Here is a 19,825-nt window from a genome sequence, read left to right on the forward strand (position 1 = left end):
CGAAGCCACGCTTCCCCTCCCCGGGCGGGGAGGGGAAACCAAGGACTGGCATCAGCCCTTGTTTTCGGAGCCGACGCCTTCTTTCGGCTTGAACTGCTTGTCGCTGATGCGGAACTTATTGCGGCGGTCGCCCATCAGGTAGCGCAGGTCACGGATGCTCAGGTCGGAAACCTCGTGCATGCGGATCAGCAGCGATGCGCCAACCGGCAGGCGGTGGTGGCGGATCTTGGAGATCACAGGCGGTGCGACTTCCAGAGCGCGCGACAGGGCCGCATCGTTCTTCAGTCGGAGGTTTTCGATCAGGGTGTCGAGCAGACGGTTCGGGTTGTACTGCAGCAGATCATCGCCTTCCGACTCGCTGTTCATATCATTACCGACTTGGTTGGTCATGTCTTCTGTTCCTTCTCTAAAGTTGTCCTGCTAACGACCCAAATCCTGAGACGGATTCCTGTTTAACAAGTTTCATAATATATACACAATTGTACAACAGAGCGGTCAGCAGTACTTGCGTGCAACAAAAAATAGTATATTGCTCTCGAAACGCGTTGTCCTATCGCAACATTCTGAGAGAATTCTACCTGAATTTTTGTGTTAGGGTAATTCTACACTCTTGTATATCACACAAGTTACACGCAGTTACAAAGTTTCCTTCATTGAAAGCTTTACTGCACGGCCGAGTTCGATTACGGACATGGCATAGAAATAACTTCGGTTGTACTTTGTGATTGAAAAGAAATTATTGCTTCCGACCCAGTATTCGGTAGGGTCGGAACCATTCTGCAGATCAACCAGGCCGTACAGGCCCGGCGGCAGGTCCGCGTCCGGGTGCACGCCCGCGGCCAGCAGGTCGGCGCCGCTGTATTGGGCTTCCAGCCCGCCGCCAAGATATTTTTCCCAGCCGCGCTCAGGTGATACGGTTGCCGGATAAGCCAGCCGCGGCGGATCGTCGCGCTTCCAGCCGTGCGCAACCAGGAAATTGGCGACGCTGCCGATCGCATCGGCCGGCGAATTGCGCAGGTCGACCTTGCCGTCGCCGTCGAAGTCGACGCCCAGCTTATAGATATTGCCCGGCATGAATTGCGGCATGCCCACGGCGCCCGCATACGAGCCAGTCAGCGACAAGGGATCGATCCCGGCCTGGCGCGACGACACGATGGCCGCTTCCAGTTCGCTGCGGAAGAATTCCATGCGCACTTCGCGGTTCGGCGCCAGCGGATAAGAGAAGGCCAGGGTGGCCAGCACGTCGAGCACGCGGAACCTGCCCATGTCGCGGCCGTAGATGGTTTCTACGCCAATGATGCCGACAATGATTTCCGCCGGCACGCCATACTGAGCCTCGGCCCGCGCCAGGGTGCTGCGGTTGGCGTTCCAGAACTCGGCGCCGGCATTGATGCGCCTGGGCTCGATGAAGCGGCTGCTGTAGGCTTGCCAGTTCTTCGGCTTGCCCGGCGGCGCCGGCTTGACCAGCTGCACCGCCGCGTCGATATAGCGCAGTTCGAGGAACAGCTTTTCCGATTCTGCAATCGGCACGCCGTGCTTCAGTTCCAGCTCGCCCATGAACTGCTGCACCTCTTTCCATTGGCCGAAGTTGACGAATTCGCCGCTGTAATCGAGGGCCGGTTTCTTCGCTGCTTTTTTAACCTTGGCCGGTTTGTGGACGGCGGCGCCGGCGGCCGGCGCCAAGGCCAGGCCGAGGCAGGCCACGGCCAGCGCGGTGGTGGGGAATTTTTTTGAAAATCTCATCGGGATTGCTTCAGCAAACTATGCAGTCGTGCGACCGGGTTATCCTTTTGCGCCGCTGGTACGCCGTATTTGAGCGCGCCATACAGCTCCAGGAATGCTGTCATGGCCGCTATTTTCTCGCGCGGCAGGTTCGACTGCCGCACGCGATGGGCCAGGCCCAGTGGGCCTTCGTCCGGCGCCTTGTCCAAGCCATGCCGCGCCAGTTGGCGGCAGAAGGCGCGGTAGGCCGCATCGACCGGATCGCGCGTGCGTTCGGTGCGGCGGTATTTCATCAACAGCACTAGTGCTGCGCACAGGGCCAGTCCGGCCAGCAAGCGCCAGTCGGCAAAGGCTGCGGCCAGTTCTCTAAGGAAATCTTGCTGCCTCATTGGATTGTAATCGAGGATCCATTGATTCCAAGCATTATTCATCGCACTGAGGCCAAAACGCATCTGCGCCAGCCACGAGCTCTTGTCGCGCGCCAGGTCGGCCAAGCCTTGCAATCCGAAAGGCGCTGCGCGCGGCAAGGCCTGCGCCAGGCTGCTGCGGATGCGCTCCGGGGCCACGGCGGCGGTCGGGTCGATGCGGGTCCAGCCGCGCTGGGGACCGAGCCAGACTTCGCTCCAGGCATGGGCGTCGGACTGGCGCACCGTGTAATAACCGTCGACCGGATTCTGTTCGCCGCCCTGGTAGCCGTTCACCACGCGTGCCGGCAGGCCGGCTGCGCGCATCAGGTAGACGAAGGAGCCGGAAAAGTGTTCGCAGAATCCCTTGCGCGAATCGAACAGGAATTCGTCGATTTCATCGCGGCCCAGCCGGCCCGGTTCCAGCGTGTATTCGAAGCCTTTACGGAACATGTCCAGCACGGCGGCGATGGCGGCATCGTCGCCGCGTTCGGCGCGCAGCGCCTGGATCTGGGCCGCATAGCGCAAGGTGCGCGGGTTGTAGCCTTGCGGCAGCTGCAGCCAGGTCTCCAGCGCCGGCGGTTCAAGAGCCGGCTGTGCGAGGTAAGCCGGGTGCGCCACGGAACTGTAGCGCAGGCGCTTGTCGCTGCTGGCCTCCACCAGTTGTTCCAGTTCGGCGGTGTAAGCGGCGCCCGCGCCATCGATGTTGGGGCCAGGCTCGCTCAGTTCCAGCATGAACAGGAACTGGCGGCGGCCCGGTTCCAGTGTCACCTCGTAAGGATAGGCCGGCCCTTTCCAGCTCAGTTGCCGCGCCAGCCGCACCTGGGCCACCGGATGCAGCGGCCGGCCGATGCGGGTCCAGGCGCGCCCGTCGTAGTTGCTCAGCACCGGACCGCGCCAGTAAAGCTGTTCCGGCGGCGGTGCGGCGCCAAAGAACTGCGCGCGGAATGCCACTTCTTCCGATAACGCCAGGTTGGTCATGGAGCCGGGCGACATGCTGTCGGACATGCCGCTCTTGCCGCCGGCGGCATCGCCCGGCAGGCCCCACAGCGGCCCCTGGATGCGCGGGAAGCCGACAAACAGCAGCACGCCCAGCGGCGCGGCAATCAGGAAAATGCGGCCGGCCAGCTTCAGCCGCGCGGCCAGCGGCGGCACGGCGCCGCTAAGCTGGAAGGTAATCTGCGCCGACAGCAGTACGATGATGGTGGCGATCATCACCAGCGCCGTGAGGATTGATTGCGAGTAGAAGAAATTCGTCAGCAGCAGGAAGAAGCTGAGGAAGATCACCACGAACAGGTCGCGCCGCGCGTGCATTTCCAGCAGCTTGAAGGTGAGCAGCAGGGTCAGCATGGTGACGCCCGGTTCGCGCCCGAGCAGGGTGCGGAAGGTCAGGTAGACGCCGCCCATGGCCAGCAGCGATACCGGCAGCAGCAGCCACATTGGCGGCAGGCGGCTGCCGCGCAGGGTAATGGCGGCGCGCCAGGCCAGGGTGAGGCAGACCGTGGCCGAAGTCCACAGCGGCAGGTGGCCGAAGTGGGGCGCCAGCACCATCACCGCCGCCAGCAGGAGCAGCAAGGTATCGGCTTTGTCGCGCGTCAGGCGGCCGGCCATGTTCGACAGGCCGGCAATCATGCGCCCTCCTTGCCGTACAGCGCCAGCGCCCGCAGGCATTCGGCGCAATGCGCTTCGCCCAGGCCTTGTGCAATCTCGCGGCCGCCGATGGTGAGGGCATAAGGCAGGGTGCGCCGCTCCGCTTCCAGCACCCAGGCGGTCAGGCGCGATAGGCGTACTTCGATATCGAGCTGCTGCGGCAGTGCGCCCAGGTCCAGCAGCAGGTCGGATACTGCGCCGCCTTCGAAATGCTTGCTCACCAGGTTGCCGCCGTCGGCCGGGTGCAGGCGCGCGATCTGGCGCCAGGCAAGGTGGCGCATCGGGTCGCCCGGCTGGTAGCTGCGGATGCCGGAGAAATTATCCAGGCCCACGGTGCCGTAGCCGTCTTCGCGCGCCGCACCGGTGGTCGGCAGCGGCGGCGGCGCCGTTTCCGGCTGCGGATAGGCCAGCACTTTCAAATCCGGCTGCCAATATGACCAGGCGCCGAACAGGCCAAGCGGGAAACGGGTGAACAGGCGCACGCGCGGCGCGGCCAGCCAGCCGCGTTGCGTCGTCGGGCGCGACAGCACCACGGCCGCGCTGCCCTTGGCGGCGACGTCGATCGCCTGGCGCGGCTCACCTTCGTCCTGGAAACCGAGCCAGAGCGCATAGCGGTCGCGCGGCGTGGCATTGCGCACCAGCAGTTCGAACTGGGCTTCGTCGCCGGCGAACACCGGTTGGGCACGGCCCGGCGCCAGGTGCAGGAAGGCCAGGTTCTTGGCCGTCATGTACATGTCGACGATGGCGCACGAGCCGGTGAAGAAGGTCAGCACGAAGCCAAGGCCCAGGTTGTAGTTGATGGAGCCGACCAGCATGATCAACAGCAGGCCGACAAAGGCGATCCCCGGCTTGGTCGGCAGGATGAAGACGCGGCGCATCACCAGCTGCACTTCGCCGGCTTCCTTTTCCTTCAGCTGGAACAGCCAGCGGTCAAGCATTCTCCTCGCTGGAGCAAGCATGGCTTATACCGCTACCGATTTCTGCAGTTGCAGCACCAGGTCGCGGCTGGCCAGCGCGGTGCCGTGCGAAGACTTGAGCGGCCGCAAACGGTGGGCGCAGACCGGCACCAGCACGGCCTGCACGTCTTCCGGCATGACGTGGTCGCGGCCTTCCAGCGCAGCCCAGGCGCGCGCCGCCTGCAGCAGGGCCAGCGCGGCGCGCGGGCTCAGGCCTTCGGCAAAGAAACCGTTCTGGCGCGAAGCCTGCGCCAGCGCCTGCACATAATCGATCAGGGCCGGCGCGGCGTGGATCTGGCGCAGCGCCTGCTGGGCGGCGAACAATTCGGCCGGCGTCATGGACGGCGCCAGGTGCTTGAGCATCTGGCGCCGGTCTTCGCCCATCAGCAGCGCGCGTTCGGCGGCAGCGTCGGGGTAGCCGAGCGAGATGCACATCAGGAAGCGGTCGAGCTGCGATTCCGGCAGCGGGAAGGTGCCGACCTGGTGGGTCGGGTTCTGCGTCGCGATCACGAAGAACGGTTCGGGCAGCGGGCGGGTGACGCCATCGGCCGAGACCTGGCGTTCCTCCATCGCTTCCAGCAGGCCGGATTGGGTCTTCGGCGTGGCGCGGTTGATTTCGTCGGCCAGCAGCACTTGCGTGAAGATCGGGCCGGGATGGAAGCTGAAGGCATTCAGCTCGCGTTCATAGATCGAAACGCCGGCCACGTCGGCCGGCAGCAGGTCGCTGGTGAACTGGATACGGTTGAACTGCAGGCCCAGCGACAGCGCCAGGGCGTGCGACAGCGTGGTCTTGCCGACGCCCGGCAAGTCCTCCAGCAACAGGTGGCCGCCAGCCAGCAGGCAGGTCAGCGACTGCCGTATTTGCAGCTCCTTGCCGACGATGACCTGTCCGACCTGGCGCGCTACGGCGTGTAATTTGGTATACATGGTTTTGGTACGTGGTTTGGTGGAGCTGGCGCCGCATGGTAGATTACTCGCATTCTATGCGAGAACGCGATTCATGAGCACAGCAATTTACAGCCATCCCGACTGCCAGCGCCACGAAATGGGCGACTGGCATCCCGAATGTCCGGCGCGCCTGCAAGCCATTGCCGACCAGTTGATCAATGCCCACATCGACGACCTGCTGCAGCACCGCGACGCACCGCTGGCGGATGAGACTTCGATTGCGCGCAACCATAGCGCCAACGCCATCGCCATCGTGCGCGATCACCTGCCTTCGGCTGGCCAGTACTACCCGATCGACGGCGACACTTCGCTCAATGCCCATAGCTGGCAAGCCGCGCGCCGCGCGGCCGGCGCCGCGGTGGCCGCAACCGATGCCGTGATCGACGGTGAAATCGATAATGCCTTCTGCGCCGTGCGCCCGCCGGGCCACCATGCGCGACCGACCGAGCCGATGGGCTTCTGCCTGTTCAATAATGTGGCGATCGCCGTCAAGCATGCGCTCGAGGTGCGCGGCCTGGAGCGCGTAGCGGTGGTGGACTTCGACGTCCACCATGGCAACGGCACCGAGGAAGCGCTGCTCGACGAGCCGCGCGCGCTGATGGTGAGCTTTTTCCAGCATCCCTTCTATCCCTATTGCGAAGTGCTGCCGGAGACGCCCAACCGCGTCAACGTGCCGGTGCCGGCTGGATCCAAGGGCGACACGGTGCGCGCGCTGGTGCAGGAGAAGTGGCTGCCTGCGCTGCATGCCTTCAAGCCGCAGATGATCTTCATCTCGGCCGGTTTCGATGCCCACCGCGAGGACGACCTGGGCGGCATGGGCCTGGTGGAAGCCGATTACGCGTGGATGACGCAGCAGGTGATGGAGGTCGCGCGCCAGCATGCGCATGGCCGCATCGTGAGCTGCCTGGAAGGCGGCTACAACCTGTCGGCCCTGGGCCGCAGCGTGGTCGCCCATGTAAAGGCCCTGGCCGAGATCTGAGATGCTGTCGCTGTTGCTTGCGCTGGCCGCTGCCAGCGCCTTTCCCTATGAATCGCTGGCCACGCCGGCCAGCTGCACCCTGCCTGAGTGGCCGCGCGAAGCCGTGCGCTATGAAGTCGAGGGCACGACCACGCTGCAATTCCAGCTTGGCGCCGACGGCGCCGTGCGCAATGCGCAGGTGAGGCAGGGCAGCGGCTGGGGCATCCTGGACCAGGCGGCGCTGGCCGGCCTGGCGCGCTGCCGCTTCAAACCGGGCCTGGCCGCGGCACGCGAGGACACGGTTTTCCCGCTGCAGTACGCCTGGACGCTGGAAGGCCCGGCGCCGCTGCGGCCCATGCTGCTGCCCGGCAGCTGCGGCCCGTCGCAGCGCTTCCTGCGCTACGATAACCTCGACCAGCGGCCCGATGGCCGCGCCTCCATCAAGCTGCGGTTCCTGGTCGACGCCGAGGGCAAGGCCCGGCGTATCGTGCCGGAGGCGGCGCATTTCGATGCCGCGGTGGTGCGCGATGCGGTAAGCTGGCTGCAAACTTGTCGTTTCGGCATCTCGCCCAAGGCCAGCGGCGCCCGGACCGACACCTCGTTCGGCAGGGTGGTCTTGAGGTAAAATGGCGGATTGTTCATTCGATTCGTAAGGCAAGAGCATGTCTATCCAATGGTTCCCCGGGCATATGAACGCCGCCAAGAAAAAGGCGGCGGAACAGATGGCCGACGTCGATGTCGTCATCGAAGTGGTTGACGCGCGCCTGCCTGCGGCCAGCTGCAATCCGCTGGTGGAGGAGCTGCGCAAGTTCCGCCAGCGTCCCTGCCTGAAGATCCTGAACAAGATCGACCTGGCCGACCCCGACGCCACCGCGGCCTGGATCCGCCATTTCGAGCAGGACAAGACCGTCACCGCCTACGCCATGACGACCAAGAAGCCGTCCGACGTGGCCAAGGTGATTGCCAAGGCGCGCAAGCTGGCGCCGCACCGCAACGAAGCGATCAAGCCGCTGCGCATGATGATCATGGGGATTCCCAACGTCGGGAAGTCGACCCTGATGAACGCGCTGCTCAAGCGCCGCGTGGCGAAAGTGGGCGACGAGCCGGCAGTGACCAAGCAGCAGCAGAAGATCTACCTGGACCTGGAGACGGTGCTGATCGATACGCCGGGCCTGCTGTGGCCGAAGATCGAAATGCCCTCCGACGGCCTGGCGCTGGCGGCTTCGCACGCGATCGGCGCCAATGCGCTGATCGAGGAAGAAGTGGCGGTATGGCTGGCGGAAGAACTGCTGAAGCGCTATCCGGAACTGCTGAAGGCGCGCTACAAGGCCGATGTCTCGGCCATGGATGGCGTGGCCCTGATCGAGCGCGTGGCGCAGCTGCGCAGCTATCGCCTGAGGGGCGGCGACTGGGACTTCGAGAAAGCCTCGCACATGCTGCTGCTGGATTACCGCAGCGGTGCGCTGGGCCGGATTTCGCTGGAAACGCCGGCTTCCCGCGCTGAAGCGCTGGCAATCCATGTCGAGGCGGAGCGCGTCAAGGCGGAGGAGGCGGAGCGCAAGGCAGCAGAGAAGGAAGCCGAGCGCATGAAGGGCAAGCGCGGCGCTTGATCCTTAGCCGAGCTTGAAGCTGCTGACCGCCAGCGCCCCCATGAAGCGGTCTTCGTGATACACCACCTCGGCGGCCGCATCCTCGGCCGCACCCACCACCACCATCAAAGGCAGCAAATGTTCCTCGCGCGGATGCGCCATCCGCGCTGCCGGAGCACGCTCCCACTCCAGCAAGCGCGCCGTGCGTTCGGCCGGCGCCGCCGCCATGGTTTCGCGCAGCCAGGCGTCGAATACGCGTGAGGCCTCGGCGCCGGCGGCGTTGAAGGCGCGCAGGTTGTGGTAACTCAGGCCGCTGCCGACGACCAGGATGCCTTCATCGCGCAGGGGCCGCAGCAGGCGCCCGACAGCCAGGTGCTCGGCCGGATCGAGACCATGGCGCAGCGAGAGCTGCACGATCGGCACGTCCGCTTGCGGGAAGGCGGGGTACATGGCGCTGAACGTGCCGTGGTCGAAGCCGCGCTCCGCGTCAAGCCGGGCACGCTCGCCAAGCAGCTCGATCACGCGCGCAGCCAGTGCCGGCGAACCCGGCGCGGGGTACTGGATCTGGTAGGTATGCGGCGGAAAACCGCCGTAGTCGTAGATCATCGACGGCTTGGCCGATGACGACACCAGGAAGTGGCGTCCTTCCCAATGCGCGGTAACAACCAGCAGACCTTTCGGCTTGCCGCCGGCCTGGCGCGGCAGGTCGCGCAGCGACGCGTCCAGCTGGTCGTAGGCGTTGCCGAACTGGTCGCGCAGCCAGGGCCATGGGCCGCCGCCGTGGGACAGGAAGAAGGTGGGCAAGGTTGTCATGCCCACCAATATACTCCGGTCAGCGATTCGTTGCAGACAGCGTCATCAGCGCAAGCAGCCGCGCTGCACGCATCCACGCCATCGCCAGCACCACCAGCTGCGCCAGCAGGAAGCCGGCCAGCAGCAGCAAGCCGTTGCTGCCTGCCAGGTTGAAGCGCGCCAGCACGAACAGGCCCGCGAGCAGCAGGCCCGCCACGGTCAGCAAGGCATAGCTGCCCAGCATGGCGCCTGGGCGGCGCAGCAGCAGCTTGAGGCCCGACCACCAGGCCTTGACCGCAGACGTGCGGCGGCGGTCGATGGCCAACTGGGCGCGCCCGGCATCGAGCGTCAGGTTGGCCAGGGCGAGCAGCAGGACGCCGAGCACATTGGCGAACAGCACCCACCTGTCGGCATCCGATTCAAGGCTTGCCTTCTCGGCAAAGTCCTGCGCGCTGTCGGCCACTGCAGCGCCGATGGCCAGCGCCAGTCCAAGCGGAATGACGGCCCACAGCAGCGTGCGGAACATGCGCGGGTACTCGCCCACGCCGCCTGCGAACAGCTGGCGGAAAGTCGCCGTTTCCGGCGCCCGGCCCGCAGTGACGATGACCCCGGTCAGGAGCGGCGAGAGCAGCAGCGTCAGCACCAGCGCGGCGATCCCGCCGGCCTGCAGCGACAGGCTATTGCGTTTGAGTTCAGCCATGATGTCGGCCAGGCTTAGCACGTCGAGCGATTTGGCCAGTTCCGGCGCGTGCACCGACTGGTCGAGGATGCCGGACAGGGAACTCCACATCGGCGCCGCGAGCAGCAGGGTAGGCAGCAGCGCGGCCACGATCCAGGTCGCCAGCAGCCGCCATTGCAGGGCGGCGCGGCTTGCGTTTTTCAGGTTGGCGGTCAGTTTCATAAGGTCGCAATGAAGGAGAGCAGGGTCTGGACGATAGCGGCGAAGTCGAAGCTCCAGCGGCGCGCGGCGCGGCCATCGGACTTGAGCGTGCGGCTGTCATCGAGCTTGTTGGCGTCGAGGTAGTGCTGGCGGCCCGGGTCGAGTTCCGCCGACACGGCCTTGGACGGCCTGGTCCATTCGAAGGTTCGCCAGCGCTCTGCGCCGTCCCACAGCACGATTTCCGTGGTGCCGTCGGCGAACGTGACGACCAGGGTTTGCAGTACGTCGGCGCCGCGGCGGCGTACCGTCACGATCGTGTGGTAGGGATAGGGGCCCTGGTTTTCCTTGGCATCCGGGTATTGCTCCTTCCAACCCTTGCGCTGCTTGCCGATCCGTTTCTCAACTTCCTCCTCTGTCAATTCGACGTGCTTGCCGTTCTCGACATGCACTCCTGGCAGCGGCAGCACTTCAGCGCTGGTGAATTTGGAGATGCGGTCGTCAACCCGGTTCACGCTGTACACCTGCTGCGCAAATACCTGCTCCACCAGCCTGCGGTTGCCGCTTACTTCGCTCAAGACCTCGCGGAAATCGGCCAGGCTCGGATGGCGGAATTTCCAGCGGCGGTAGTATTCCTTGAAAGCGCGCTCGATGACGTCCCTGCCCAGTTGCGCTTCGAGATCGTGCATGGTGGTCGCAGTGCGGGAATACACCGGGCCGACGCCCTGCAGGCGATGGAAGGCGCTGGCGCCCAGCGGGTCGGACGGTTCTTCGCGCGGGGTCATGGCGCGCTCTACGTCCCAGACGTTGAAGCGCGGCGCAAAACCGAGCTTGCCGAGCAGGGGCGTGGTGGCATCGACCGTGCGGCGCAGGTCGGACAGCATGCGCGTGTTCCAGTACTGGTTCAACCCCTCGTCCAGCATCGGCTCTTCGAACTCGTTGCTGGCGAGGATGCCGTAGAAGTAGCCATGGCCGAATTCGTGGATGGTGACGAAATCCAGTTCGAAGGCGCTGAGCGTGCCCGGGGTGACGTCCTTGTAAGCATCGGCGGTGAAGAAGGTCGGGTATTCCATGCCGGCCGCTTCGCGCGCGTTGTACGGCGGGATCACCACGGTCACCGTCCTGTAAGGGTAGGGGCCGAGCGTCTTCGAGAAGTAATCGAGCGAATCCCTGGTGGCTTTCAGCGCGGGCGCTGCGTTCGATGCATATTCCGGCGGAAACAGCACGGTGATCTTCACCGGCGGGCTGCCGGCGCCAATCCAGGTGTCGGTCAGCGGCTTGGCGCTGCGGCTGTCGGCGGTCCAGGCGAAATCGTGCACGTCGCCTTGCACGAAGTGGTGGGTCAGCTTGCCTTCTTTTTCGACAGGCTGGCCTTGCAGTTCGCCGGTAGCGCCCACGGTATAGCCTTTGGGTACGGTCAGCTTGACGTCGTAGTTGCCGAAGTCGGCGTAGAACTCGGATTCGGCGTGGAATTCGTGGGCGTTCCAGCGCGGCGCCGTGGCACCGCGTTCACCGGGCAATTCCAGCACGGCGATCTTGGGGAACCACTGCCCGACCAGGTGGAAAGTGCCGAAGTAGCCGGTGCGCGATACCACGCGCGGCAACTGGTCGAAGAAGCCGATATCGAGCGTGGTGCTGGCGCCCGGCGCGACTGCTTGCGGCAGGTCCATGCGCACCACGGTGCGGTCGGTAACGGGGCCGCCATCGGGCTGCACGAATTTCCACGGCACGCTGGCGCCGTTCTGCTGCACGCTGCGCAAGTCGATATAGCCCCATTCGCCGTCCTTGGTATCGACGCCGGAGCGGAAGCTGTTGCCGCTCTTGCGCTGCTCGGTGAAATAGGTGCTGCCCGGATTCTGGAAGGCGTTCAGGTACAGGTGCAGGTAGACGCTGCGCACCGGTTCGCTGCTGCGGTTGCGCCAGGTCAGGCGCTGCCTGCCTTCGACCGTATGCTTGACCGGGTCGAGGCTGGCCTCGATCTTGTAATCCACCACGCGCTCCGACAGCGTGGCTTCCTGCCCGGTGCGCATGCCACCCCAGGCATTGGGCGCGCTGGGCACGGAAACCGCGGCGGCATTGCGCGGCGCAGTCGGTATCTCGGCTTGCGGTGCTGCGGCGCCGGCCAGCAGGGCGACGGCGGCGAGCGCGATGAAAGTACGCATGGATCTCCCGTAACAATTTGGCAACGCGTCACTATAGCCTAAGCAGCGTATAATGTGGCCGCCTTGGTGCCCGCCCCCTGTTCGTGGGGGCAGTTAAACGGGAAACGCAATGTGCTGCCCCCGCAACGGTACGCAAGCGCCGTCGTCATGACGGCAGGCCGCGCCAAACAACCACTGCATCAATGAACACGCAGGAAGGTGGAACGGTCAGTCTTGCCAGCCCGGATACCGGCCAGGGAGGTGGAAGCGCACCCGTACAGGGCTCGACTTCTGTGGATTCCGACTGCGGGGAGGCAGGCGGAAAATACTCATTCAAACAGTCATGACCATCATCTCCTCGCGCTGCGCGCTTGCCGTAGCTGTTGCCGTATGCTTCGCCGCACCGGCCCAGGCTCAATCCCAAACCGACACCGTTGTCATTTCCGGTTCCCGCTTCGCCAGCGACCCATCGCTGTTGCCGATCGGCGCCACCACCATTAGCGCAGCCGATATCCGCCGCGCCGGCGTATCGGACGTCAACCAGGCGATCCGCAAGATCGGCGGCGTGTATGGCCGCCAAAGCCTGACCGGCAGCCCTGACTTCGGCCTCGACCTGCGCGGCTTCGGCACCTTCAGCGACCAGAACGTCGTGATCGTGCTGGACGGCGTGCGCCTGAACGAGAACGAGCAGCTGGCAGCGACCCTGTCCACCATCCCGATCGACCGCGTGCAAAGCATCGACATCATGCGCGGCGGCGCCAGCGTGCTGTACGGCGAAGGCGCGACCGGCGGCGTGATCCGCATCACCACCAAGCGCCCGCAAGCCGGTGAGCGCAGCGGTAACGTATTTACCGAAGCGGGCCAGTTCAACAGCAGCGAAGTGCGCGCCAGCCTGGCACAGGGCTTCGACTCTTACGCATTCGACCTGTCGGCCGGCCACCAGCGCACCGACAACTACCGCGACAACAATGATTTCAAGCAGTCGCGCATCAACGGCGGAGTGCAGTTCAACACCGGCGTTGGCCGCTTCTCGCTGCGCGCCGATATCGCGCGCCAGGACCAGCGCTTTGCCGGTGGCCTGAGCGAGGGCCAGTTCCTGCTCGAACCGCGCCAGACCCTGACCCCGAATGATTTCGGCAAGCTCGATAGCGACCGTTACACCGCCGCCTGGGAGCACAAGGTCGGCGCCTTCGACCTGGCGGCCGAACTGTCGCACCGCAAGAAAGAATCGGAAGGCGTTTACAGCGGCTTCAAATCGGCCTACGACAGCAAGCAGACCCAGTTCTCGCCGCGCGTGCGCCACCTGGGCCAGTTCGACGGCCTGCTGAACGAGCTGGTGGCAGGCTTCGACTTCAGCCGCTGGAACCGCGTGACCCATGCTTTCTTCTCGGCCGCCGACGTCGAACAGCGCAGCAAGGCTTTCTACCTGCGCGACGAAATGAAGTTCTCCGGCCCGCAGCAATTCCGCCTGGCCGCCGGCGTGCGCCGCGAACTGTTCGACAAGGATTCCGCCGATTCGGTTCCATTCGGCGCCAACTACAGCCAGAAACAGGCGCATAACGCCTGGGAAGCGCAGGGCAGCATGCTGGCCGCGCCAGGCCTGACCGCCTGGGCCAAAGTTGGCCAGAGCTACCGCGTCGCCAACGTCGACGACAATGCCTTCACCCCGGTTCCAGGCAAACCGCTGGAAACCCAGGTGTCGCACGACGCCGAGATCGGCCTGGGCTACGCGGCTGGCGATGCCAAGCTCGACGCGCGCGTCTTCCGCCATAAGCTGGACAACGAGATCTATTTCGACCCGACCATCTTCGTCAACACCAACCTGGCGCCGACCCAGCGCAAGGGCTTCGAGCTCGATGGCAGCTACCGCCTCGCGCCGGAATGGCAAGTGCAGGGCCACTTCCAGCAAGTGGAAGCCGAATTCCGCTCCGGCCCTAACGCCGGGCGCGAGCTGGCGCTGGTGCCGAAGAACATCCTGACCGTGCGCCTGGCATGGCTGCCGGCGGACGGCCAGAGCGCCGACATCGGCGTGCAGCGCGTAGGCAAGCAGCGTTACGGTAGCGACTTTGATAACAGCTGCGATGCCCGCATGCCGGCCTACACCGTGGTCGATGGCCGCTACGCGCGCAAGTTCGGCCAATGGGAGCTGGCGCTGAGCGCGCTGAACCTGTTCGACAAAGACCACTACAGCCAGGCGTTCAGCTGCCGCGGCGGCATCTACCCGAACAGTGGCCGCCAACTGAAAGTTTCGGCGCGCTACGACTTCTAGTGGCCTGAAACGGGAGAATCGGGAGCGAAGGACGTGCGGGCGGCGTGCAGGGCAAGGCGCAAAGCGCAGCAATAGCGAGCTATTGCGAGCATTTGCAACGCGGCCATGCGCGTCGAACCGCGCGGCAAGCGTTCTCGATTCGAGCGTGGCAGGTCACCAGGCACTTAAATCAGGCTTAAAAATGCCCCGCCGGCGCCAATTTGGCCCGCGGGGCTGATCACAGCGCGCAAAAAATGGTAATCTCGCGGCGTTTACCATTTACCTGTAAGGATGACCATGCGCTTGCTGCGACTGCTGATTGCTTCTGCCGCCCTGATGTTCACCGCTGCCGGCGCCTATGCCGCCGAGCCGAAAGAGGGCGTTGACTGGAAGGTCCTCGATACCCCGGTACGCACTGAAGCCCAGGGCAAAAAGGTCGAGGTTGTCGAGTTCTTCATGTACACCTGCCCACACTGCTTCGCGCTCGAACCGCGCATGTCGGCCTGGGTCAAGCAGAACGCCGACAAGATCCACTTCCGCCGCATCCACTTCGCCCGCGGTGAAAAAGACGTGCTGGCACGCGCCTACGTGACCCTGGAAACCATGGGCAGCACGGAAGCCGGCCAGAAGCTGTTCGACGCCATCCACAAAGAGCACAAGCGCCTGATGCGCGAGCAGGACGTCACCGCCGTGCTGGTCAGCGCCGGCGTCGACAAGGCCAAATACGAAAGCGTCTACAAATCCTTCAGCGTCGAGTCTAAAATGAAGCGTATGGAGAGCATCATCGCCCAGTACAAGGTGGACAGCGCGCCAACCCTGGTGATTGATGGCCGTTTCGTCACCTCCCCATCGATGGCCGGCCGTCCGAACCAGCCGGAAGACCAGTCCCAGGCCGCCGCCCTGGCAGTTGCGGACTACCTGATAGCCAAAGCTGCAGCAAGCAAGAAGTAAGACATGGAACAACGTGAAGAAGGCGTGATGCGTGCATTCCGGGAGTCGGCCCCTGACGAGGCCGGCCTGGTGCAGCGCAGCTGGGTCAACCACTTTGCCTGGACGCTGGTGGTCCTGCTGTCGGGGCTGGTGTTCTGGCTCGTCGTCGCGGTAGTGAATGCCGAGAACCAGCGCAATGCGCTGGCCAGCAAGCAATGCCGCGACCAGGTCTTCAAGGAAGAGATCGACCGCCAGTGCATGCAGAGCGTGCAATCACGCGAGCACTGGTGGCAGCACCTCTACTACGCAATGAAGCACACCAAGCCCCAGAAATGAAGCAAGCCCGCCGTAGCGGGCTTTTTTTATGAAAGTCGGGGTCAGCTCCGGCAATCGGACATTCGCTGCGCGAATGTCCGATTGCCGGAGCTGACCCCGACTTTCATTTATGCGCTGACGTCGAGGTTGGCAAGCTGGCGCTTGAAGAGCTGCTCCTGCACGCGGATGTCGTCGCCGTTGTAGCCGTCGTAGGCGCGGGTGGTGCGCGTCCAGACTTCCGGCATGACCTGTTCGATCAGGTTGCGGCCTGCGTCGGTCAGGGTAATCATCACGCAACGGCGGTCGCCAGGGCGGTTGCCGCGGGTGATCAGGCCTTGCGCTTCCAGGTCGTTGCAAACCCGCGTCAGGTTGGCCGGCTTTTCCATGCAGGCTTCGCCCAGGTTGGACGCGGTCGAAGTTTCACTCTCCGATCCATACAGCACCGCCAGCACCATATAGCTGGCATCGACCAGGTCATACTTGCGCAACACCGAATTCGCCAGATCCTTCATGCGTTTCTGGACGTGATAGGTCATGCGCAGCAGGCGTACCAGGTCTTCCGGGAACTCCGGGATGCGAGTATGAATATTTTTCAGGCGCTTATTGGTTGCGTCAAAACTACTCATTCTGCAGGCACTCCTGTGCAATTTGTTCAAGCCTGAATTGTACTAGTGTTGACCTAAGGTAAATGCCTTTTTGATCTGCATCAAACCCCGAACGCAAGACCCGGACAAGGATGAGTTCCGTCTTTTTTGAAAGCTACGTCTTGGGAAAACCTTATACTTAAAGGGGAAATTTGGTACAAATGCCATACAGCCGAAGATGTTTCAGAATTATTGCTTATGTAACACAGTGTTGGCATCTTCCAACACTGCGCCGCCTTGGGCCCGAAATCGTTAGATTATTGGAAACAGGAGGACATCATGTCAGGAACCAGTACCCTCGACCCGGACAATATGCCAGCCCAGCCTGACCGCGAAGTCAACAAGGGTCACGGCACCGGGGCACTCGGCCCCAGCGACTCGTCCGATTCCGGCAGCGACCTGCAGGGCGCCCGCCCGCCAGGCCCCGGCGACACCGAACTCGACAGCGATACCGATGCCCAGGGCACCGGCGAACGCGCCAGCGTCGGCCGTGATACGCCGGCCCCGGATGGCGGCGATATCGATGTCGACCATGTCGAATCGATGCCCGACGCCAAACGCCAGGAACGCGACGACGTCGAACGCGGCAGCTGAAAAGCTGTTGCGGCAAGGCTACAAGGCGCCCCGGCCCGGGGTGCCGCAGGGCACGCACGAGCGCGCTTTCTCCCTAGGGCAGCCGTTCGCTTGATATCAAAACCGGTATTAAAGTCGGAAAAGAATTAATTGGATTGCATTCCGCCAGTTCCCTACAGTCGGTTCCACAAAAACCAACTCATGGAGACCGCAAATGCAGCACCAGTTAAATCTGAAAACCACCGTCGCCTGCATGCTGGCCACTGGCCTGCTGAGCAGCGCCTCGGTCTGGGCGCAGGAAGCCGCCGAAAAGGCGGAGCCGACCGACACTTCAACCGTCGTCGTCACCGGGGTCAAGGCATCGCTGATCAAGAGCCTGGCGATCAAGCGCACCAATGACCAGGTGGTGGAATCGATCGTTGCCGAAGACATCGGCAAGCTGCCCGATAACAATGTCGTCGAAGCGCTGCAGCGCGTAACGGGGATCCAGGTCACCAATCGCGCCGGCGGCGAAGTCGGCACCCTGTCCATCCGCGGCCTGCCCGACCTCCAGACCACCTGGAACGGCCGCTCCATTTTTACCGCTTCCGGCACGCAGGTCGCGCTGCAGGACATCCCCTCGACCCTGGTGCGCCAGATCGACGTCTACAAGACGCGCGATGCCAGCCAGTTGGAAACCGGCATTGCTGGCCAGGTTGACGTCAAGTCGCTGCGGCCGTTTGATTTCAAGGGTCCGAAATTTTCGCTTTCGGCGCGTGAAACCTACCTCGATCCCGCGAAAAAAGCGAACCCGCAGCTCAGCGCCATGTTAAGCAACCGCTGGCAAACCGGCGTCGGCGAATTCGGCGCCCTGGTCAATCTGGCGGCTACCAGGACGAAATACCGCAATGAAAGCGTGACGCCGGGTGCCATGGTGCCGTTTACCAGCCCGAATGCCGCTGAAGTTCCCGCCGGTTACACGCCCTTGCAGCGCATCTTCGACAACAAAATCTGGACGCCTGGAACCCATGCAGGCTTGCCGATGGCAGAAGGTTCAACGCTGGATTTCGACGGCAAAGCCTATCCTTATTACCTGGCGCGCGACGCCGTTTTCCAGAGCGACGTGCAGGGCGAGCGCAAGCGTCCCGCCGCCAATATCGCCTTGCAGTGGAAACCGGACAGTGATTCGGTCTACACCTTCGAATCGATGTACAACGGTTATCGCAACAAATCCTTCAACCGGCTGCTGTTCAGCTTTGTTGACTGGTGGGGGGACCTCGGCAGCAATCCGGCGGGGACGATCACGACGTTCCCGGGAACGAACGTGATCAAGAGCCGTCATGTGAATAACGTCTACGGCTTCAACAGCGGCGACTACACCACGTCGGCAACCGATTCCCGCGTTTATGCCGTGAACGGCAAGTGGAACCTTGGCGACCGCCTGAAGCTCGATGGTGACCTGTCGTACCAATCGAGCAGCTATCACTCGGAATTCACCGCCACCCGGATTGATCGCGTTGCACCGTCTATCGACGTCGACTTCAATGCCGGCGGCAGCAACACGGCATTCCACTTCAATAACGATGCCGACCTGGCCGACCCGGCCAAGTGGAATGTTGCGCAGTTCTTCGATACCGCCAACCGCAATAAGGGCAGCGCTGCGACGGCAAACCTGTCGGGCGTCTACGATGCCAACTGGGGGGCGCTGGAGACGATCCAGTTCGGCGTGCGCTTCGACGACCGCAAGGCGTCCGAGGCTAACCGGACCCAATCGGGCACACTGAACCGCAACCTGGCCTCGCTGGGTCCGGAGTATTCCTCCACCAACTCGAACTTCGGCAGCGACACCTCGGATGTTCCGCGCACATGGGTCGAGCCCAACGCCTACTACATCCGCGACCATATCGACGACTGGCGCAAGCTCATGAATTCGACCGATACGAACTTCCAGACGACGGACAAGCTGGGCCTGCAGAAGACGTTCGAGATCGATGAAAAGACGCGCAACCTCTTCCTGATGGGGAATACCCAAAACGAGCTGTTCGGCCATCGCCTGCGCGGCAATTTCGGCGTGCGCTACGTCAAGGTCGATACCGACATGACCTTCTATAAGGTGGATGCCAGCACCAAGGCGGTCACCTCGTCCAGTGCCAGCAAGTCGACCAGCAAGCTCCTGCCCAGCATGACGCTGATTTACGACGCGTCCAGGGACGTCGTGCTGCGTACCAACTACGGTGAAACCCTGCGCCGCCCGAACTTCGGTGACCTGAATCCGGTCCTGCAGCTCGCTGACGACGTTTCAAAGGTGGGATATGGCTCGGGCAGCGGCGGCAATCCGGACCTGAAACCGACGCGCTCCAAGAACCTTGACCTGACGGCCGAGTGGTATTTCCAGAAGGACAGCGCACTCTACGGTACTGTGTTCAAGCGCAAGATCGACGGCCTGGTCGTGAACTTGCGTCACAAGGTTCACGTCGATCCGGCGAACGACCCGTTCCGCAACTCGACCTCGGGCGGCGACCATACGAACGGCTATGACTACGTCATCAATTCGCCGGTCAATGCCTCCAACGGCACGATCAAGGGCGCCGAGCTGGGCTTGATCTACTTCCCGAAAGGACTGCCGAGCCTGCTCGACGGCCTGGGCTTCCAGGGCAGCTATACGCGACTCAGCTCGTCGCAGAACGTCCCCGACGCCAATGACGCCGGGGTCATCGTCGCCCAGCTCGAGACACCGTTCTTCGGCGTTTCCAGGAGCTCCTACAACGCCACCCTGGCATACGAAAAGGGCCCGGTCAGCGCGCGCTTGTCTTATGTCTGGCGCTCCGGCTTCCTGGCCAGCAACGAAGCCGCCTTGTTTGCCAATCCGATCGGCATCTGGCGTCATCCGGAAAAGAGCGTGGACTTCCAGATCTCCTACAAAATCAACGAGAACATGTCGTTCGATATCAGTGGGGTCAACCTGACCAACGAATTGCAGCAGCAGTACTACCACTTCGGCAATGCGGGTAACGCGCAGGTGAGCAATTTCGGTACGGTCCAGACCGGTCGTTCGGTCTCGGCTGGCTTGCACTGGAAGATGTAAGCCCGGCCGGCCAG

17 protein-coding genes and 1 riboswitch are annotated in these 19,825 nt (G+C 63.4%); of the genes, 8 read left to right on the plus strand and 9 right to left on the minus strand.

All coding sequences use genetic code 11. From position 1 onward, the window contains the following. Nucleotides 1-51: 51 nt before the first annotated feature. The 5 genes from ASE26_RS09080 to ASE26_RS09100 form a co-directional block, all read right to left on the minus strand. On the minus strand, nt 52-390 hold the full coding sequence (locus ASE26_RS09080) for a hypothetical protein (RefSeq protein WP_055937134.1): 339 nt from the start codon (nt 388-390) through the stop codon (nt 52-54). Between the two features lie 246 nt (nt 391-636). Beyond that, nucleotides 637-1,743, minus strand: a complete 1,107-nt coding sequence (gene mltB / locus ASE26_RS09085) for a lytic murein transglycosylase B (protein ID WP_055937137.1) — start codon at nt 1,741-1,743, stop codon at nt 637-639. Then, nucleotides 1,740-3,758 (minus strand): DUF3488 and DUF4129 domain-containing transglutaminase family protein, encoded by a 2,019-nt coding sequence (locus ASE26_RS09090; protein ID WP_055937140.1) that lies wholly within the window; start codon nt 3,756-3,758, stop codon nt 1,740-1,742. The genes mltB and ASE26_RS09090 overlap by 4 nt, the downstream gene beginning before the upstream one ends. Beyond that, nucleotides 3,755-4,714, minus strand: a complete 960-nt coding sequence (locus tag ASE26_RS09095) for a DUF58 domain-containing protein (protein ID WP_229207286.1) — start codon at nt 4,712-4,714, stop codon at nt 3,755-3,757. The genes ASE26_RS09090 and ASE26_RS09095 overlap by 4 nt, the downstream gene beginning before the upstream one ends. Nucleotides 4,715-4,738: 24 nt before the next feature. Continuing rightward, nucleotides 4,739-5,659: a MoxR family ATPase gene (locus ASE26_RS09100; RefSeq protein WP_055937146.1), complete on the minus strand. Its 921-nt coding sequence runs from the start codon at nt 5,657-5,659 to the stop codon at nt 4,739-4,741. A 73-nt stretch (nt 5,660-5,732) separates the two neighbouring features. Between ASE26_RS09100 and ASE26_RS09105 the strand changes: the two genes are divergently transcribed. From ASE26_RS09105 to ylqF, 3 genes are read left to right on the plus strand one after another with little or no spacing between them, the layout of a single operon-like run. Continuing rightward, nucleotides 5,733-6,659, plus strand: coding sequence for a histone deacetylase family protein (locus tag ASE26_RS09105; protein ID WP_055937149.1), 927 nt, complete (start codon nt 5,733-5,735; stop codon nt 6,657-6,659). A gap of 1 nt (nt 6,660) precedes the next feature. Further along, a complete protein-coding gene (locus tag ASE26_RS09110) occupies nt 6,661-7,263 on the plus strand; it encodes an energy transducer TonB (protein WP_055937152.1) in 603 nt (200 codons plus the stop codon). Nucleotides 7,264-7,300: 37 nt separating this feature from the next. After that, nucleotides 7,301-8,248, plus strand: coding sequence for a ribosome biogenesis GTPase YlqF (ylqF, locus tag ASE26_RS09115; RefSeq protein WP_082507564.1), 948 nt, complete (start codon nt 7,301-7,303; stop codon nt 8,246-8,248). Nucleotides 8,249-8,251: 3 nt separating this feature from the next. Here ylqF and ASE26_RS09120 read toward each other — a convergent pair whose 3' ends face one another. Genes ASE26_RS09120 through ASE26_RS09130 form a run of 3 tightly spaced genes read right to left on the minus strand, consistent with a single transcriptional unit; the run spans nt 8,252 to nt 12,058 of the window. Next, entirely contained in the window at nt 8,252-9,040 is a 789-nt protein-coding gene (locus tag ASE26_RS09120; RefSeq protein ID WP_055937158.1) for a class III extradiol ring-cleavage dioxygenase, read from the minus strand. Nucleotides 9,041-9,059: 19 nt separating this feature from the next. Continuing rightward, entirely contained in the window at nt 9,060-9,920 is an 861-nt protein-coding gene (locus ASE26_RS09125; RefSeq protein WP_055937161.1) for a hypothetical protein, read from the minus strand. Beyond that, nucleotides 9,917-12,058 carry a M1 family metallopeptidase gene (locus tag ASE26_RS09130; RefSeq protein ID WP_055937164.1) on the minus strand — a complete coding sequence of 714 codons (2,142 nt, stop codon included), beginning with the start codon at nt 12,056-12,058 and terminating at the stop codon, nt 9,917-9,919. The genes ASE26_RS09125 and ASE26_RS09130 overlap by 4 nt, the downstream gene beginning before the upstream one ends. A gap of 47 nt (nt 12,059-12,105) precedes the next feature. Continuing rightward, nucleotides 12,106-12,310: riboswitch (cobalamin riboswitch) on the plus strand. A 70-nt stretch (nt 12,311-12,380) separates the two neighbouring features. Here ASE26_RS09130 and ASE26_RS09135 point away from each other — a divergent pair. The 3 genes from ASE26_RS09135 to ASE26_RS09145 all read left to right on the plus strand — a co-directional run bounded on the left by ASE26_RS09135 (nt 12,381) and on the right by ASE26_RS09145 (nt 15,551). Then, nucleotides 12,381-14,306: a TonB-dependent receptor gene (locus ASE26_RS09135; protein WP_057246078.1), complete on the plus strand. Its 1,926-nt coding sequence runs from the start codon at nt 12,381-12,383 to the stop codon at nt 14,304-14,306. A 276-nt stretch (nt 14,307-14,582) separates the two neighbouring features. Continuing rightward, nucleotides 14,583-15,236 (plus strand): thiol:disulfide interchange protein DsbA/DsbL, encoded by a 654-nt coding sequence (locus ASE26_RS09140; protein ID WP_229207287.1) that lies wholly within the window; start codon nt 14,583-14,585, stop codon nt 15,234-15,236. A 3-nt stretch (nt 15,237-15,239) separates the two neighbouring features. Beyond that, complete coding sequence (locus ASE26_RS09145; RefSeq protein ID WP_055937174.1) at nt 15,240-15,551, plus strand: hypothetical protein; 312 nt, start codon at nt 15,240-15,242, stop codon at nt 15,549-15,551. Nucleotides 15,552-15,658: 107 nt separating this feature from the next. Here ASE26_RS09145 and ASE26_RS09150 read toward each other — a convergent pair whose 3' ends face one another. Continuing rightward, nucleotides 15,659-16,156, minus strand: coding sequence for a MarR family winged helix-turn-helix transcriptional regulator (locus ASE26_RS09150; protein ID WP_055937177.1), 498 nt, complete (start codon nt 16,154-16,156; stop codon nt 15,659-15,661). A gap of 297 nt (nt 16,157-16,453) precedes the next feature. Here ASE26_RS09150 and ASE26_RS09155 point away from each other — a divergent pair, with 297 nt between their 5' ends. Together ASE26_RS09155 and ASE26_RS09160 are read left to right on the plus strand one after the other, a co-directional pair. Further along, complete coding sequence (locus ASE26_RS09155; RefSeq protein ID WP_055937179.1) at nt 16,454-16,768, plus strand: hypothetical protein; 315 nt, start codon at nt 16,454-16,456, stop codon at nt 16,766-16,768. A gap of 193 nt (nt 16,769-16,961) precedes the next feature. Continuing rightward, a complete protein-coding gene (locus ASE26_RS09160) occupies nt 16,962-19,811 on the plus strand; it encodes a TonB-dependent receptor (protein WP_057246080.1) in 2,850 nt (949 codons plus the stop codon). Nucleotides 19,812-19,825 lie beyond the last annotated feature (14 nt).

Source organism: Duganella sp. Root198D2 (genome assembly GCF_001428585.1).
GTDB lineage: Bacteria > Pseudomonadota > Gammaproteobacteria > Burkholderiales > Burkholderiaceae_D > Rugamonas.

Coding starts and splice junctions, on each gene's coding strand:
- ASE26_RS09090 (WP_055937140.1), bottom strand. CDS start 3,758: ATGATTGCCGGCCTGTCGAACATGGCCGGCCGCCTGACGCGCGACAAA.
- ASE26_RS09120 (WP_055937158.1), bottom strand. CDS start 9,040: ATGACAACCTTGCCCACCTTCTTCCTGTCCCACGGCGGCGGCCCATGG.
- mltB (WP_055937137.1), bottom strand. CDS start 1,743: ATGAGATTTTCAAAAAAATTCCCCACCACCGCGCTGGCCGTGGCCTGC.
- ASE26_RS09080 (WP_055937134.1), bottom strand. CDS start 390: ATGACCAACCAAGTCGGTAATGATATGAACAGCGAGTCGGAAGGCGAT.
- ASE26_RS09125 (WP_055937161.1), bottom strand. CDS start 9,920: ATGAAACTGACCGCCAACCTGAAAAACGCAAGCCGCGCCGCCCTGCAA.
- ASE26_RS09105 (WP_055937149.1), top strand. CDS start 5,733: ATGAGCACAGCAATTTACAGCCATCCCGACTGCCAGCGCCACGAAATG.
- ASE26_RS09155 (WP_055937179.1), top strand. CDS start 16,454: ATGTCAGGAACCAGTACCCTCGACCCGGACAATATGCCAGCCCAGCCT.
- ASE26_RS09095 (WP_229207286.1), bottom strand. CDS start 4,714: ATGCTTGACCGCTGGCTGTTCCAGCTGAAGGAAAAGGAAGCCGGCGAA.
- ASE26_RS09145 (WP_055937174.1), top strand. CDS start 15,240: ATGGAACAACGTGAAGAAGGCGTGATGCGTGCATTCCGGGAGTCGGCC.
- ASE26_RS09140 (WP_229207287.1), top strand. CDS start 14,583: ATGCGCTTGCTGCGACTGCTGATTGCTTCTGCCGCCCTGATGTTCACC.
- ASE26_RS09135 (WP_057246078.1), top strand. CDS start 12,381: ATGACCATCATCTCCTCGCGCTGCGCGCTTGCCGTAGCTGTTGCCGTA.
- ASE26_RS09160 (WP_057246080.1), top strand. CDS start 16,962: ATGCAGCACCAGTTAAATCTGAAAACCACCGTCGCCTGCATGCTGGCC.
- ASE26_RS09150 (WP_055937177.1), bottom strand. CDS start 16,156: ATGAGTAGTTTTGACGCAACCAATAAGCGCCTGAAAAATATTCATACT.
- ASE26_RS09110 (WP_055937152.1), top strand. CDS start 6,661: ATGCTGTCGCTGTTGCTTGCGCTGGCCGCTGCCAGCGCCTTTCCCTAT.
- ylqF (WP_082507564.1), top strand. CDS start 7,301: ATGTCTATCCAATGGTTCCCCGGGCATATGAACGCCGCCAAGAAAAAG.
- ASE26_RS09100 (WP_055937146.1), bottom strand. CDS start 5,659: ATGTATACCAAATTACACGCCGTAGCGCGCCAGGTCGGACAGGTCATC.
- ASE26_RS09130 (WP_055937164.1), bottom strand. CDS start 12,058: ATGCGTACTTTCATCGCGCTCGCCGCCGTCGCCCTGCTGGCCGGCGCC.